The 14,847-nt window shown below is 63.8% G+C and carries 15 protein-coding genes and 1 pseudogene; 9 read left to right on the forward strand and 7 right to left on the reverse strand.

Annotated elements, in window-relative coordinates; all coding sequences use genetic code 11:
- Window positions 1-135: 135 nt before the first annotated feature.
- Window positions 136-940 (forward strand): annotated as a pseudogene (locus tag ACVDG8_RS23285) (alpha/beta hydrolase).
- On the opposite strand, the gene ACVDG8_RS23290 reads toward ACVDG8_RS23285, so the two are convergent.
- Window positions 941-1,243, reverse strand: a complete 303-nt coding sequence (locus ACVDG8_RS23290; RefSeq protein ID WP_447256815.1) for a BolA family protein — start codon at window positions 1,241-1,243, stop codon at window positions 941-943.
- Between the two features lie 157 nt (window positions 1,244-1,400).
- Between ACVDG8_RS23290 and ACVDG8_RS23295 the strand changes: the two genes are divergently transcribed.
- The 4 genes from ACVDG8_RS23295 to ACVDG8_RS23310 all read left to right on the forward strand — a co-directional run bounded on the left by ACVDG8_RS23295 (window position 1,401) and on the right by ACVDG8_RS23310 (window position 6,130).
- Window positions 1,401-2,045 carry a J domain-containing protein gene (locus tag ACVDG8_RS23295; RefSeq protein ID WP_455707232.1) on the forward strand — a complete coding sequence of 215 codons (645 nt, stop codon included), beginning with the start codon at window positions 1,401-1,403 and terminating at the stop codon, window positions 2,043-2,045.
- 123 nt (window positions 2,046-2,168) lie between these two features.
- Window positions 2,169-3,155, forward strand: coding sequence for a cobaltochelatase subunit CobS (gene cobS, locus ACVDG8_RS23300; RefSeq protein WP_447256817.1), 987 nt, complete (start codon window positions 2,169-2,171; stop codon window positions 3,153-3,155).
- Between the two features lie 54 nt (window positions 3,156-3,209).
- The gene (gene cobT, locus ACVDG8_RS23305) at window positions 3,210-5,111 is read left to right on the forward strand and encodes a cobaltochelatase subunit CobT (RefSeq protein ID WP_447256818.1); all 1,902 of its coding nucleotides are present in this window, start codon (window positions 3,210-3,212) and stop codon (window positions 5,109-5,111) included.
- Window positions 5,108-6,130 carry an esterase-like activity of phytase family protein gene (locus tag ACVDG8_RS23310; protein WP_447256819.1) on the forward strand — a complete coding sequence of 341 codons (1,023 nt, stop codon included), beginning with the start codon at window positions 5,108-5,110 and terminating at the stop codon, window positions 6,128-6,130. Before cobT ends, ACVDG8_RS23310 begins: the two co-directional genes overlap by 4 nt.
- Window positions 6,131-6,136: 6 nt before the next feature.
- On the opposite strand, the gene ACVDG8_RS23315 is transcribed toward ACVDG8_RS23310, so the two are convergent.
- Both ACVDG8_RS23315 and ACVDG8_RS23320 read right to left on the reverse strand, forming a co-directional pair.
- Window positions 6,137-7,906 carry a GtrA family protein gene (locus tag ACVDG8_RS23315; RefSeq protein WP_447256820.1) on the reverse strand — a complete coding sequence of 590 codons (1,770 nt, stop codon included), beginning with the start codon at window positions 7,904-7,906 and terminating at the stop codon, window positions 6,137-6,139.
- Window positions 7,907-8,041: 135 nt separating this feature from the next.
- The gene (locus tag ACVDG8_RS23320) at window positions 8,042-8,989 is read right to left on the reverse strand and encodes a LysR family transcriptional regulator (RefSeq protein ID WP_447256821.1); all 948 of its coding nucleotides are present in this window, start codon (window positions 8,987-8,989) and stop codon (window positions 8,042-8,044) included.
- Window positions 8,990-9,061: 72 nt separating this feature from the next.
- On the opposite strand from ACVDG8_RS23320, the gene ACVDG8_RS23325 reads away from it, so the two are divergent.
- The gene (locus tag ACVDG8_RS23325) at window positions 9,062-9,853 is read left to right on the forward strand and encodes a dienelactone hydrolase family protein (RefSeq protein WP_455707233.1); all 792 of its coding nucleotides are present in this window, start codon (window positions 9,062-9,064) and stop codon (window positions 9,851-9,853) included.
- Between the two features lie 18 nt (window positions 9,854-9,871).
- Here the strand turns inward: ACVDG8_RS23325 and ACVDG8_RS23330 are convergent, their stop codons facing one another.
- The 3 genes from ACVDG8_RS23330 to rpmB all read right to left on the reverse strand — a co-directional run bounded on the left by ACVDG8_RS23330 (window position 9,872) and on the right by rpmB (window position 11,658).
- On the reverse strand, window positions 9,872-10,552 hold the full coding sequence (locus ACVDG8_RS23330) for a hypothetical protein (protein WP_447256823.1): 681 nt from the start codon (window positions 10,550-10,552) through the stop codon (window positions 9,872-9,874).
- Entirely contained in the window at window positions 10,549-11,235 is a 687-nt protein-coding gene (locus ACVDG8_RS23335; protein ID WP_447256824.1) for a queuosine precursor transporter, read from the reverse strand. Before ACVDG8_RS23335 ends, ACVDG8_RS23330 begins: the two co-directional genes overlap by 4 nt.
- 126 nt (window positions 11,236-11,361) lie before the next feature.
- The gene (gene rpmB / locus ACVDG8_RS23340; RefSeq protein ID WP_140784042.1) at window positions 11,362-11,658 is read right to left on the reverse strand and encodes a 50S ribosomal protein L28; all 297 of its coding nucleotides are present in this window, start codon (window positions 11,656-11,658) and stop codon (window positions 11,362-11,364) included.
- A gap of 257 nt (window positions 11,659-11,915) precedes the next feature.
- Between rpmB and ACVDG8_RS23345 the strand changes: the two genes are divergently transcribed.
- The 3 genes from ACVDG8_RS23345 (at window position 11,916) to ACVDG8_RS23355 (ending at window position 14,404) form a co-directional block, all read left to right on the forward strand.
- A complete protein-coding gene (locus ACVDG8_RS23345; RefSeq protein WP_447256825.1) occupies window positions 11,916-12,737 on the forward strand; it encodes a DUF3108 domain-containing protein in 822 nt (273 codons plus the stop codon).
- 111 nt (window positions 12,738-12,848) lie between these two features.
- Entirely contained in the window at window positions 12,849-13,736 is an 888-nt protein-coding gene (yddG, locus tag ACVDG8_RS23350) for an aromatic amino acid exporter YddG (protein WP_447256826.1), read from the forward strand.
- On the forward strand, window positions 13,733-14,404 hold the full coding sequence (locus tag ACVDG8_RS23355) for a lysoplasmalogenase (RefSeq protein WP_447256827.1): 672 nt from the start codon (window positions 13,733-13,735) through the stop codon (window positions 14,402-14,404). Before yddG ends, ACVDG8_RS23355 begins: the two co-directional genes overlap by 4 nt.
- On the opposite strand, the gene ACVDG8_RS23360 is transcribed toward ACVDG8_RS23355, so the two are convergent.
- On the reverse strand, window positions 14,401-14,835 hold the full coding sequence (locus tag ACVDG8_RS23360) for a cupin domain-containing protein (protein ID WP_447256828.1): 435 nt from the start codon (window positions 14,833-14,835) through the stop codon (window positions 14,401-14,403). The two genes, ACVDG8_RS23355 and ACVDG8_RS23360, sit on opposite strands and share 4 nt — an antisense overlap.
- Between the last annotated feature and the right edge of the window lie 12 nt (window positions 14,836-14,847).

Here is a 14,847-nt window from a genome sequence, read left to right on the forward strand (position 1 = left end):
TCCAGACGAAGCTTCAAGGGCGGGATTCGGTTTCGCACCGATAAGTTGTCATTATTGACCTTACCGAAGCATTGATCCTTAACTGAAGTGCATGGCGAGCGTCCGCGCGCCGCCGCACCCTGACCGGAGGTGACGATGATCGATCGACGCGGCTTCATCATGGCATCCCTGGCGGCGCTGTTGCCGGCAGGTGCGTCAGCCGCCGGGCGTCCGGGGCAGCAAGCACCGCAAACCCTCGACTACGGTCCGGCCAAGCTCGATATCTACGCGCCCGACGGCGCGAAAAACCTGCCGGTGGTGTTCTTCGTCCATGGCGGCGCGTGGCGGCTCGGCAAGCGGAGCCAGGTGGGAGCCAAACCCGCCTTTCTGCTTGCCAATGGCTTCGTGTTCGTCTCGATCGACTATCGCATGCTGCCGGAAGCCGATGTCGCCACCCAGGCCAGCGATGTCGAGAAAGCCTATGCCTATGTGCGCGCCAACATCGCCCAGCGTGGCGGCGATCCCAATCGCATTGTCGGCATGGGCCATTCGGCCGGCTGCCATCTGATCGCGTTGACCGGTATGCGCGGCGGATTGCCTAGCGTCGCAGCACTGATCCTCGACGACACCAGGGCCTATGACCTTGCCGCGCTCTCGAAGAATGGCGGCATGGTGCGGGCCTATGCCCGCGTCTTTTCCGACCCATCGCAGTGGGCGGCGTTGTCGCCGGCCAGCTATGTCGATGGCAGGAAGCATCCGCCGACCTTCATCGCCTATTCGCGCGCCTCGGGCCGTGGCGAGGAGTCGAAAGCCTTCGCCGAACGCTTGCGCGCCACCGGTACCAAGGTCACGCTGTTCGACGGCAGCGCCTACACATATGTCGATCAACCGTGACTTCGGCGAAGACGGCGACGCGCTTACCGCCGCCGTAATGACCTTTCTCAAGGCGACGGTGGCCTGACTACCAGCGCGTCTTTTCGCCCGGTGCCGCCGGCTCGATCGCCAGCGCGTGCACGCCGGCTTTCAGCTCGTCGGCAAGCAACTCGTTGACGGCGCGGTGGCGGTCGATGCGGGTCATGCCGGCAAAGGCGGCGGAGACGACACGGACGCGAAAATGCGTCTCGCCGGTGCCGTCATAGGCGCCGTGATGGTCCGAGCCGTGGTGATGATGGCCGGCGTGAAGATGGCTCTCATTGATGATGACGAGCCGCTCGGGCGAAAACGCAGCCCTCAGCTTCTCTTCCATCGTCGACTGTATGGACATCCGGGCTTTCCCTCCCCACATGACGGCTTAGCCGCAAATTATTGACGGCACATCCGCAAAATCTATGTTTTCGACCGCCTTTAAGCCGCGATTCAGCGGTTAGGGCGATCATCGGCGAAATGTCAATTCTTGTTTCGCACGTGCGAACAGCCCATAAATGGGTGAGATGAAAGCGTATCCCAAATATTTCGAGAAAATTCGGGTTCGGCCGGAGAAGGACGCCGAGCTGAAGTCGCGCTCGCCGATCTGCCAGTGGGATGGCTGCAACGAGGCCGGCACGCATCGCGCGCCGGTGGGCCGTCTGAAGGAGGGTGAGTATTTCCACTTCTGCTTCGACCATGTGCGCGAATACAACAAAGGTTTCAATTACTTCTCCGGCGTGTCGGACACCGAGATCGCCCGCTTCCAGAAAGAGGCGATGACCGGTCACCGGCCGACATGGCGCATGGGCGCCAATGGCGGCGGCATGGGCGCAAATGGCGCCGGCATGCGCTCGGCGCCGGATTTCGCGCAGCAGCGCTCGGGCCGCGCCGGCTATTACAATCGCATGCGCGATCCCTTCAATCTGTTCACCGGCGGAGCCCGGGAACCTCGCGAACGCAAGGCCAAGCCGCTTGAGGCCAAGGCGCTGGAAACGCTTGGCCTTGATACAAAGGCGACTGGTCAGGACATCAAGGCGCGCTATAAGGAACTCGTAAAACGCCACCATCCGGATGCGAATGGCGGCGATAGAGGTTCGGAAGACCGGTTCCGCGATGTGCTGCAGGCCTATCGCGTGCTCAAGCAGGCAGGATTGTGCTGAGCGACCTTTCGGTCCGTGTCGTTTTCCAACTTTCATAAGGTTGGAAAAGGCTCTAAGACCGCCCCCGAACAAAATCGATTGCCGGCGAAACGCGGCGTTTCGCCCGTGGAGACGTTGATAGAGATGAACAAGGTCGATCGCGACATCGCCAACCTGCCCGACACGACGGCGTCGGTGAGGGAGAAATTCGGCTTCGACTCCAAGATGGTGGTTCCCGCCTATTCGGTGGCGACCGAGCATGTGCCGGACATCGATCCGGACTATCTGTTCGACAAGGCGACGACGCTGGCGATCCTCGCCGGCTTTGCCTACAACCGCCGCGTCATGGTCTCGGGCTATCACGGCACGGGCAAGTCGACCCATATCGAGCAGGTCGCGGCGCGCCTCAACTGGCCTTGCGTGCGCGTCAACCTCGACAGCCACGTCAGCCGTATCGACCTCGTCGGCAAGGACGCGATCGTCGTCAAGGACGGGCTGCAGATCACCGAATTCCGCGACGGCATCCTGCCCTGGGCCTACCAGCACAATGTCGCGCTCTGCTTCGACGAATATGATGCCGGCCGTCCGGACGTGATGTTCGTCATCCAGCGCGTGCTGGAATCGTCGGGCCGCCTGACGCTGCTCGACCAGAGCCGCGTCATCCGTCCGCATCCGGCCTTCCGGCTGTTTGCCACCGCCAACACGGTTGGTCTCGGCGACACCACCGGCCTCTATCACGGCACGCAGCAGATCAACCAGGCGCAGATGGACCGCTGGTCGATCGTCACCACGCTCAACTACCTGCCGCACGACAATGAAGTGAACATCGTGCTGGCCAAGGCCAAGCACTATCGCGACAACAAGGGCAAGGACATCGTCAACAAGATGGTGCGCGTCGCCGACATGACGCGCTCGGCCTTCATCAATGGCGACCTGTCGACGGTGATGAGCCCGCGTACGGTGATCACCTGGGCCGAAAACGCCGAAATCTTCGGTGATATCGGCATGGCGTTCCGGCTGACCTTCCTCAACAAGTGCGACGAGCTGGAGCGGTCGGTGGTCGCCGAATTCTACCAGCGCGCCTTCGGCGAGGAATTGCCGGAGAGTGCAGCCAACGTTGTGCTGGGCTAAGCGCGCAGCTGAAAGGCCATCCAGCCTTTCGCATGAACGCGCAGGGAATGATTGATGGCGGGTCCGGGCGACAACACGCGCAACAAGCCGAAGAACGGGTCTGAAGCGGACAGCTTCAAGCGCGCCGTGACCGTTTGCATGCGAGCCGTCGCCGGCGACAAGGACCTCGAAGTCGGCTTTGCCAAGGACCGGCCGGCGCTGGCGGGAAACCGCGCCCGGCTGCCTGAACTGCCGAAGAAGGCTTCGCGCAACGACATCGCCATCACCCGCGGCATTGGCGATTCCATGGCGCTGAAGCGCGCCTGTCACGACCAGCGCATCCACACGAAGCTGGCACCGGAAGGCAAGCTTGCCCGGGCCGTCTATGACGCGGTCGAGCAGGCGCGGGTCGAGGCGATCGGCAGCCGCGCCATGCAGGGCGTCGCCGACAACATCGGCTCGATGCTCGAGGACAAATACGCCAAGGCGAACCTCGTCGACGTCAAGGACAAGGCCGACGCACCGCTCGAAGAGGCGATCGCGCTGATGGTGCGCGAGAAGCTCACCGGACGCCCCGTGCCGAGAAGCGGCGAGCGGCTGGTCGATCTGTGGCGCCCGTGGGTCGAGGAAAAGGCCAGCGACGATCTGGCCGGCCTGTCGGCCAAGCTCGACGACCAGCAGGCTTTCGCGCGCGTCGTGCGCGAGATGCTCGTCTCCATGGAAATGGCCGAGGAGCTGGGCGACGACCAGGAGAGCGAGGACTCCGAAGACAACGAAGAAAACGAGCAGCAAAGCGAGGACCAGAGCGAGGAGGGCGGCGAGGACGATTCCGGCTCCGAACAGTCGCAGTCCGAGGATGCCGAAGCCTCCGCCGATGAGGAAGAGTCCGCCGAGACCGAAGCGACCGACGCCACCTCCGACGATCTTTCCGACGAGGACGATGCCGACGCCGAGACGCCGGGCGAGGCCAAGCGCAACGACAACCCGTTCCTCAACCTGCCCAAAGAGATCGACTACAAGGTCTTCACCACCGCCTTCGACGAGACGGTCGGCGCCGAGGACCTTTGCGAGGAAGAAGAGCTCGACCGTCTGCGCGCCTTCCTCGACAAGCAGCTCGCCAACCTGTCGGGTGTCGTCGGGCGGCTCGCCAACCGGCTGCAACGCCGGCTGATGGCGCAGCAGAACCGTTCGTGGGATTTCGACCTGGAGGAAGGCTATCTCGATCCGGCGCGCCTGGTGCGCGTGGTCATCGATCCGATGCAGCCATTGTCCTTCAAGCAGGAACGCGACACCAAGTTCCGCGACACGGTGGTGTCGCTGGTGCTCGACAATTCGGGCTCGATGCGCGGCCGGCCGATCACGGTCGCCGCCACCTGCGCCGACATATTGGCGCGCACGCTGGAGCGCTGCGGTGTTTCGGTCGAGATCCTCGGCTTCACCACCCGCGCCTGGAAGGGCGGACAAGCGCGCGAGAAGTGGCTGAAGGACGGCAAGCCGCCGAATCCGGGCCGCCTCAACGATCTGCGCCACATCATCTACAAATCGGCCGACCATCCTTGGCGGCGCGCGCGGCGCAATCTCGGCCTGATGATGCGCGAAGGCCTGCTCAAGGAAAACATCGACGGCGAGGCGCTGCTGTGGGCGCATAACCGGCTGATCGGCCGGCCCGAGCAGCGCAAGATCCTGATGATGATCTCGGACGGCGCGCCGGTCGACGATTCCACGCTCTCGGTCAATCCGGGCAACTATCTGGAGCGGCACCTGCGCGGCGTTATCGAACTGATCGAGACGCGCTCGCCGGTCGAGCTTCTGGCCATCGGCATCGGCCACGACGTCACGCGCTACTATCGCCGCGCCGTCACCATCGTCGACGCCGAGGAATTGGCAGGCGCGATGACCGAGCAACTGGCCTCGCTGTTCGGCGAAGAGACTGCGCGCGACACACGCCGCGGCGGCGGCATGCGGCGCGCCGGATGATCTTTTCCGGCGGGCGGGCGCGGCGGACGCTTTTCGCCTGCGTGCTGGCCTGTGTGGGCGCTTTGCCAGCGGTTGCCGCCCAGCGCGCGCTTGTACGGACGGCCGAGATTTCAGCGCGGCCGATCAGCCAATTCCATATCGGCCATGACGAAGCGCGGTTCGGGCCGCTCGAATTCGTCGGCGGGCTGGAGATGACCTCGACGGAGCGTGATTTCGGCGCGTTGTCTGCCTTTCGCTTCGTGAAACCCGGCGGCGATTTCATCGGCGTCGCCGACACCGGCTTCTGGTTCTTCGGCACCGTCGCGCATGATGCCGACAAGCGCCCATCAGGCATCACGAATTTCCGCATCCAGCAGATGGTCGACGCCTCTGGACGGCCGATCGACCGGAAATGGGAAGTCGATGCCGAAGGGCTCGCGATCAAGGACGGCATCGCCACGGTCGGCTTCGAGCGTAACCACCGCATCGCCCAGTTCAAGATCGATCCCGCCAATATGAAGGCGCCGTTCAAGCAACTCGATTTCCTGGTCCCAGCGCGCGAGCTGCGCCAGAACCGTGGCTTCGAGACGGTCACCCACGCCAATGCTTACGGACAGCACGCGGGCGGCCTGGTCGTTGTGTCGGAGAGGAGCCTCGACAAATCAGGCAACGTCTATGCCGCCATCATCGAGGGGCCGCATAAGGGCGTCTTCACCGTCAAGCGCAACGGCGATTTCGACATCACCGATGGCGCCTTCCTGCCGGATGGCGACCTCTTGCTTCTGGAGCGCAGCTTCTCGATGGCAGGCGGGGTGAAGATGCGGCTTAGGCGCATCTATGGCGAGAGCGTCGCGAAAGGCACGGTCGCCGACGGACCGGTGCTGATGGAAGCCGACATGGGCTACCAGATCGACAATATGGAAGGGCTCGACGTCTGGACCCGCGACGACGGCGCGCTGATGGTGTCGCTGGTGTCCGACGACAACAAGTCGATCCTGCAGCGCAACCTCTATCTGGAGTTCATCCTGCACCAGGATTGAGTGCCGTTAGCGGACCCTGTAGATCTCGATAGGCTTCCCGGCGGTCGAGCTGTCCAATTCCAGCCAGTCCGGTACGTTGCCTTGCAGCAATTGCGCGGCCAATCCCCCAGGTGCCTCCTTGGCATAAGTCATTTCTTCCGTGTCGCCGCGACAGATCGCGATCAAGCCGACCCGTTCGCGGCCGATTATGCTGTGGGCGGTGTCCGGTGTTCCCAGGAACGCATCGAGCATGGCGATATTGCCCCCGACGTTTCGATGGTAAGGGCCAGCCAGCGGCCGGTGGCTGGTGAATAGCAATATTCCCGAGCCAAGATTGGACGAGGCAAGCACTGTGGTTGCCGGCATGGCGGCAATATCGGCGAAGTCGCCGGCCTTGCCGCAGGTCACGGCATGATCGGCATCGGAATTGGCCCGCTGCTGCGGCGCTTTCTGGACCACGGATTGCGCCGCGACCGCAACACCGGCCCACGTCGCGTTGAGCGAGACCAACCACGCCGCGACGATACGGCTGGAGATACGCCACGACGGCGCGGCGCTGGCCTGCAGGCGGATTTTCGCGATCCACGCCGAGAGCGGCAGCACCGCGAAAGCTATGGAGAAGGTCGAACCGCGCACCTGCCAGAGGCTGACGATAAAGGCGGTGACCAGCAGAACAGCGGTCAGCGCTTCCTCACGGCGCAAGCGACGGCTTCGGAGCTGAAGGCCGATCAGCACAATCGCGATGAAGGGTGTCACATAGCGCGCCGCCATCAGCTTCGGCTGCGTTACGGCGACGCGCCAAAAAGGCTGCGCTTCCACGATGTCGTCCATCACTCGCTGATCGATGCCGGCATAAGGCGAAGCCAGACATTGCGGGAACAGCACCAGAACAACGGCCGCGACCATTGCTGCCAGCGCCAACATTAAAATCAGCCGCGCCCGGGCCGTCGATGCAACAGATAGGCCGGCGATCGCCGCAAGGCCGAAGCCAGACAGCGCGGCGACCGCGAACTGGAATGACGAGAATGCATCGCACTGGGCCACGCCCCAGTCGGCCGGCCGGATGGTCGCGACGAAGACGATCGATGCGATGCCCGCAAATCCGAGACCGAAGCCCCGTGCTGTTGGCCGCTCCTTTTCATCGACGATGAAAAGCACGGCGGCGCAGGCGCCGAGCATCGCCACATAGGGAGCGGTCTCCATGCCGACGGCAAGCGTCAGGCCCGAGCAGATACCGGAGAGGACCGCCGCAGGCCGCCAGGATGGCGACACCATCAAGAGACAGAGGCTCGCCGCCGTCAAAAGCAGCTGTACATTGTGATGGTCGATCACGCCCGGGCTGAAGATGACGAGGAAGAAAAGCGCCGCCGTCGACAGGACGACCGAGGGCATCGCCACATTCGCGCCGGCAAAGCGCCGCGAGGCGCGCATGATGACAAATATGGTCAGCCCGTAGAGCAAGGTCGGCCAAATGATGCGGGCTGCCCGTTCGGCGGTTTCGACGCCGGCGCCCAGTGCCTCGGAGGCCATGATTATCAGTGCGATCGGCGCATCGACCAGCCGCGACCAGTGCATAAGGAAGCCGCCCGACACGCCCATCCGATACTGATGGAGATCGAACCAGCTCTGACCGGCGAGCAGGTCGCGGACCTCGACCAGCCGCACCATGCTGTCATTGTCCCCGCCATAATCGGCAAGCGTCGGGAAGCCGGAGACCGCGTTGACCGTCAGCACCACCAGCGTAGCGCAGAACGCAAGCAGGAGATCATTTTTCCAACCGGTGCCTTGCGCGGTCATGTCGGTAGCGGTGCCCTGGAGACTTTTCGCGATCCTGCACCATCGGCCGTAACAAAGCGTAAAGCGTCGGCCTCCGGTCGATTGAATCGTTCCTCATCCCCCACAAACGGGCAGAGAATGGCAGGACTCACTTAGTCAATTCGGAGTCACTTCAGTGGAGCGGGCCACTTCCGATAGACCCACCAGTTCCGGTCCAATGAAGGACAGCAAGGCTTCGGCTCGCCGCGATCGACGGCTGGCCCGGCGATGGATGACATAGATTGGTATGTCCGTGGACTGCCAATCGGCAAAAAGCCGCACGACGTGACCGGATTCGACATGCCGGCGCACGAAGAAATCGGGCAGGACGGCGATACCCAGGCCCTGCGCGGCTGCTTCGAGCAAGGCAGGATAAGTGTTGGCGCTGAACCGGTCCGAGCGAACCGTGACTGTGGCGATTTCGGCCTCGCGCGACAGGGTAAGCTCACTTTCGCCATCACCGAAGGCCAGCATGGGCAAAGCGCTGGCCACGGTTGTCAGGTCCTTGCCGGCAAGGCTATCGGCGATGGCTCGGTTCGCGACGAGCACCCGCCGGAATTGGCCGATACGGCGCGCAACCATGGCGTCGTCTACGACTGCCCCGACTCGGAACGCAAGATCGAGGTGAGGATCGAACAGATCCTGATAGGCATAGTCGAGACGAAGAATCAGGCGGATACGGGGATGCAACTCCAGGAACGGTGCAAAACACGTCTGCAAAAGCCAGGCGCCGAGTTCGGGCGGCGCGCAAATGCACAAGGGGCCCGCGAGTCCGTCAGCCTGAGCCTCCAGGGCTCGCGCTAGGTCATCGACATCGCCCAGCAGGGCCTGCCCGCGCTGGCGTAGCAGTTCACCGGCAGGTGTGACGATAAGACGGCGAGTGGTGCGCTCGAGCAAGACGCGTCCCAGCCGCAGTTCGAGCCGCCGGATAGCCTTCGACACAGCGCTCTTCGTCGTACCCGCTTGCAAGGCAGCTCTGGTCAGAGAGCACTCGCGCGCGACCTCGAGAAACAGGGCCAAGTCGGCAAGCGATATCGTTTCCATCTTGGCTACAGTGTTGTTCATTGTGCCTCACTATATCGTTTCCTGGAAACAAAATATGGTGCAAGCCAACCTGTCAACCGGAGTATTGCCCGCATGCTGAATCGCCGTACCATGCTCACAACCGCCCTGGCGGCCTCCGGAAGCATCCTGATGTCCGAGACCGCGACCGGTCTGTCGGCAACCCCCGGCCAGCCCCTAGCCTATCGCGACGGTGAAATCGATTTTTCTGGCCGAATAGTCATGCCCGACGGCACGGTGCGCGGCGGCCTTATCTATGCTCCCGACTGGTATGGCATCTACGACTATCCGCTGGCCGAGGCGCGACGCTTCGCAAGCCTCGGCTTCGCTGTGATGGTAGCGGACGTCTATGGTGCGGGCGTGCGCATCACTTCCGACGCCCAGGCGACACAAGCCAGCCAATTCCTGCGGGACAATCCGCGTATCGCGTCGCGCCGCATGCAGGCAGGGGTCCGCGCGTTTCGTGAGGTCATCCCACAGGCGCCTTTCCTTGCCGCCGTCGGCTTCTCGCTCGGCGGTTTCTGCGTCCTGGAGATGCTCACTGACGCACCGATGGTTCACGGAGCCGTCATCCTGTCCGGGGCGCTCGGCCAGCCGGGCGGCGACTATGCCGCCATCGCGACGCCCATCAGGTTTCATCATGGAGCGCGTGACGTGGTTGCTGATGTGGCGCGGGTTGTGGAGGTTCTGGCTTGGCTCGAGACGAAGGGCTGCGACTGCGCCTTGACCCTCTATGCGGGCGCCAAGCATGCCTTCACCAATCCCAACCTTCCATCCGGTGGCGACGGCTGGCTGGGCTATGACGCCCGCTATGCCGAGGAAGCCAACACCGCGACAGAGTCGTTCCTGCTGTCCTTGAAAGGGTAATAACGGGGCCTTGACGGCCTAAAACCTATCGGCGGCGGTGGCGATCCAGATGACGTGGCGGGCGCCGCGCTTGCCGTTGGCGCGCGTGTTGATCTCCTCGACCGCGAAGCCCGCTTGCTTCAGTCGCCGCGTGAAACCGCTATCCGGCCCCTGCGACCAGACCGCCAGCACGCCGCCATCTTTCAAAGCGGTGAGCGCGGTTGCCAGGCCCGCCGCGCTATAGAGCGAGTCATTGCCTTTGTAGACGATGCCTTCGGGGCCATTGTCGACGTCAAGCAGGATAGCGTCCCAGGCAGCGCTTTCCGCCTTTATCAGTTGACCGACGTCGGCCTCACGAACGGTGACGCGGGGATCGTCGAGGCAGCCGTCGAAGATCTCTGCCATCGGGCCGCGCGCCCAGGCGACAACCTCAGGGACAAGTTCGGCAATTGTGATGGCGGCATCGGCGCCGAATGCGGCGAGAGCGGCGCGCAAGGTGAAGCCCATGCCGAGCCCGCCGATGAGGATCCTCGGGCGCCTGCGGCCGGCGAGCCGCTCGCTGGAAAGGGTGGCCAGCGCCTCTTCGGAGCCGCTGAGACGGCTGTTCATCAGCTCATTAGTGCCCAGCATGATCGAGAATTCGGCACCGCGCCGCTTCAGGCGAAGTTCCTGCGCGCCGTCCGGCGTGCGGGCCGAATCAAGCTGGACCCAGGGGATCAAGGCGTGACGACTGCGGCCGGGTGGCTCCAGCGGGCGGCAAGCAGCCGGTAGGGGATCAGCGCCACCACGGCGATGATCAGCTTGACCGACAGGTCGCCGAGCGCCCAGGACACCCAGCGCATCGTCTCGACCGGCAGCACGCCCATCAGCGGCGCGGTTTCCAGCGCGAAGCTGTCGTTCGGGCCGACAAAGGCGAAAGCGGCGGAAAAGGCGACGCCGAAGAAGACGATCGTGTCGAAGACCGAGCCGACCAGCGTGCCGACGATCGGCGCGCGCCACCAGCTCTGCCGGCGCAACCGGTTGAAGACGGTGACGTCAAGCAGTTGGGCGGTCAGGAAAGCCGCGCCGGAAGCGGCGGCGATGCGCACCAGCCGGTCGGCGGCGGTCTCGAACTCGATCAGCCCGTGGCGGAACAGGAAGGGCGGGACCAGGATGGAGCAGATCACCGCGGTCATGAAGCCGACGAACACCACCTTGCGCGCAACGGCCGGGCCGTAGCGACGGTTGGCAAGGTCGGTGACCAGGAAGGAGAAGGGATAGGTGAAGGCGCCCCAGGTGAGCACATCAGCCAGCGCCAGGCCACCGACCTGGCCCTGCATCGGGAACTGGACAAGGATGTTGGAGGCCACGACGACAAGCGCCATGGCGGCCACGAAAGGCAGATATCGCGAAAGGAAATTCATTTTTTTATCCTGGGTAATGGAACCAGCTGAGCGTTGCCGCTCGCTTGCGTTCGAACACCGGATTTCAAACCCGTACTGCGGGCTGCGGTCCGGTGCTCAGGCGGTCGTCCCCCGCCTGAAAGGTCTTTAAGCGGCCGGCTGCTCGGCGAGCTTCTTGGCGATCTGCTTCTTGAGCAGACGGGCGCGCTGTGACAGCTCCTTGGCGTCAGCCTTGGCCAGGAAAGCGTCGAGGCCGCCGCGATGTTCTACCGAACGCAGCGCGTTGGCCGAAATGCGCAGGCGGACGTTCTGGTTCAGCGCTTCGGAAATCAGCGTTACATTGACCAGGTTCGGCAGGAAGCGACGCTTGGTCTTGTTGTTGGCGTGGCTCACATTGTTGCCGGTCTGGACTGCCTTGGCAGTGAGTTCGCAAGTGCGGGACATTTGGTCTAACCTTCAGTTCTAAGCCTGCCAAACCATTCAGCCCGCGCCAGGCGGCGCGCGGTCTCGGTCAGGCGGCCTTTGGAAAAGTTGGCGTTCCATAGTGGCATTTCACCACTGCGTCAAGCTCCGGCGGGTGGCCGGCTGACATGCCTGCTCCATATAAAGGCCGGATTTAACCCTATAAGCCCTTTGCGAAGGGATATGCCAGGCTGGAACCGTTGTGTTTCCGGCCGAACCGCCAGGATTCGCCAGCCGCCATGCTCCGTACATCTCATGCACTTGCCGCGCTGCCACTTGCCGCGCTGCCATTTGCCGTGCTGCTTGCCGTAGCCGCGCCGGCAACAAGCTTCGCCGCCGCGGCGCCGCAGTCCTTCAAGGGCGAATACACGGTGTCTTATCTCGGTCTTTCGATCGCCAGGGCGACTTTTTCGAGCCGCTATGAAGGCGACAGCTATGCCATCAACGGCACCGTCTCGGCCGCCGGCCTCGGCAAGCTGTTCGACGATACGAAAGGCACGATTTCGTCCAAAGGCAACATTTCCGGCAAGCAGATGCAGCCACAGGCATTCCGGGCCGATTACAATTCCGGCAAGAAGGCCTCGGTCGTCGACATCCGCTTCGCCGGTGGCACGGTCACCTCGACCCAGGTCATCCCAGCGCCGGGCAGCCGCAACCCCAAGACCTGGGTTCCGGTCGGCGACGGCGACCTGAAGTCGGTGGTCGACCCGATGGCCGCGACCGTGATTCACGCCGACAGCCTCGACAAGGTCTGCGGGCGGACCGTGAAATTCTATGATGGCGAGATGCGCGCCGATCTGACGCTCACCTATGTCTCGAAAGGCTCGATTTCGGTAAAGGGCTATAAGGGCGATACAGTAACCTGCAAGATGGGTTTCGAGCCGGTGGCGGGCTATCGCAAGGGCCGCAAGGCGTTGGAATACCTGAAGAACAAGAGCCGCATGCTGGTGACGTTTGCGCCGCTCGGCCAATCCGGCGTATATGCGCCGATCCACGCCACGGTCGGGACCCAGATCGGTCCGCTGACCATCAGCGCGGGACGGTTCGAAGCAGTGAATTGATTTGGTTTACGCAATTCCGGACGGAAGGCTACGGCGAAGTCGCCGAGCCCAACCGCGAGGCACTTTTCCTCGAATTGCTAAAGGCGCCGCGGCGCGCCGCCGGGGGAATGCATGGGGCGCGCGACATTGATCGGGTTTTCGGCGGTCGCCATGTGGGCGTTGCTGGCGCTGCTCACCAGTGCTTCCGGGCAGGTACCGCCATTCCTGTTGTCGGCCATCACTTTCGCCATCGGCACCTGTGTCGGGCTCGCTGCCCGACTGGTCATGCCGGCCCCCGACAGGAGCCAGAAGATCCCGCCACAGGTCTGGGTAATCGGCATTGCCGGCCTGTTCGGCTACCATTTCTTCTACTTCACGGCGCTGCGCAACGCACCGGCGGTCGAGGCGAGCCTGATCGCCTATCTCTGGCCGCTGCTGATCGTGCTCGGCTCGGCGCTGATGCCGGGCGAGCGGCTCGCCTGGAATCATGTCGTCGGCGCGCTGCTCGGCCTCGCCGGCACCTTCCTGATCGTTACCAAGGGTGGCGGGCTTGCCTTCGATGCCCGCTATGCCTTCGGCTATGCCATGGCCGCCGTCTGCGCGCTGCTCTGGTCGTCCTATTCGCTGCTGTCGCGACGCTTTCCTTCCGTGCCGACCTCGATCGTCACCTGGTTCTGCGCCGCGACGTCCATGCTTTCTCTGGCCTGCCATCTTCTGCTTGAGAAGACGGTGCTGCCCGATGGCCCCGGACAATGGCTGGCCGTCGTCGGGCTTGGCCTGATGCCGGTGGGCGCGGCCTTCTATGCCTGGGATATCGGCGTCAAGCGCGGCAACATCCAGGTGCTGGGCGCCGCGAGTTATGCCGCGCCGCTCCTGTCGACGCTGGTGCTGATCGCGGCGGGTGTCGCCGAACCGTCGCTGCGCATCCTTGCCGCCTGCGTGCTGATCACCGGCGGCGCGGCGCTCGCGGCAAAATCGCTGCTGATGCGCAAGCCGACAACCGGCGAGGCCAGCGCATGATGCCGTTTCCAGGCGGCATCGAAGCCAATGCCAACGCGACGCTGCTGTTTTCGTTTGCCGCGGCGGTGATCTACGCCTTTGCCCTCGACATGCCGCCGAAGCTGTCGCGCATGGCGGCAAAGACTTTGGCTGTCGCAATGCTGGCGGTGCTTGCCGCGATGCAGGGTGGCCCGCTGCTGCTGGTCGTGGCGCTGGGCTTGAGCGCCGTCGGCGACGCCTTCCTGTCGCGCGACGGTGAGAAGGCCTTCCTCGGCGGGCTGGCGAGTTTTCTTGCCGCGCATATCGTCTATATCGCGCTCTTCCTGCAGGCAGGCGGCGGGCTTGGCCTGTTGAGCGCCGAATCCTGGCGGGGCGCGATCGCGCTCGCCATGGCGGCATTCGGCATTGTCATGCTTGCCGCGCTCTGGCGCCGCGTCGGCCCGCCACTGCGCATTCCGATCGCCGTTTATGTCGCGGCTATCCTGGCCATGGGCATGTCCGCGCTCACAATGGACAAGGTCTGGATCATCGCCGGCGCGGTGCTGTTCATGGCGTCGGATGGGTTACTGGCGGCCGAACGCTTCCTGCTCGCGGCGATCTCGCCGCATCGGGTGTGGATGCGCTACGCGGTCTGGGTACTTTATTACGCCGCCCAGATGGCCATTACCTTGGGGTTCTTGTTGGCTTAAATCGTGGTCGGCTGCCAGCCGGGCGCCGCCATCTCGAAGGCCGCAAAATCGAAGCCCGGCGCCACCGTGCAGCCGACCAGGGTCCATTCGCCGAGGCTGCGCGCCGACTGCCACCAGCCGGCCGGCACGACAATCTGCGGCCGCTCGCCCGTGGCAAGTGCTGCACCCAGCACCTGCTCGATGACATTGTCCGAGCCTTCCTCATGCATCGACAGCGCCAGCGGCGCGCCGGCATAGAAGTGCCAGACCTCGGCCGCGTCCTTCACCCGGTGCCAGGCCGAAAGCTGGCCCTGCTCGAGCAGGAAGTAGATCGCGGTCGAATGGCCTCGCCCGCCCGCGGCAGCGTCACGAAACGTCTCGGCATACCAGCCGCCCTCGGGATGCGGCTGAAGGTCGAGCGTGGCAATGATTTCGGCGGCGCTGGTGCTCATGCAAAGCCTTTG

It is taken from the genome of Mesorhizobium sp. ORM8.1 (assembly GCF_053005525.2).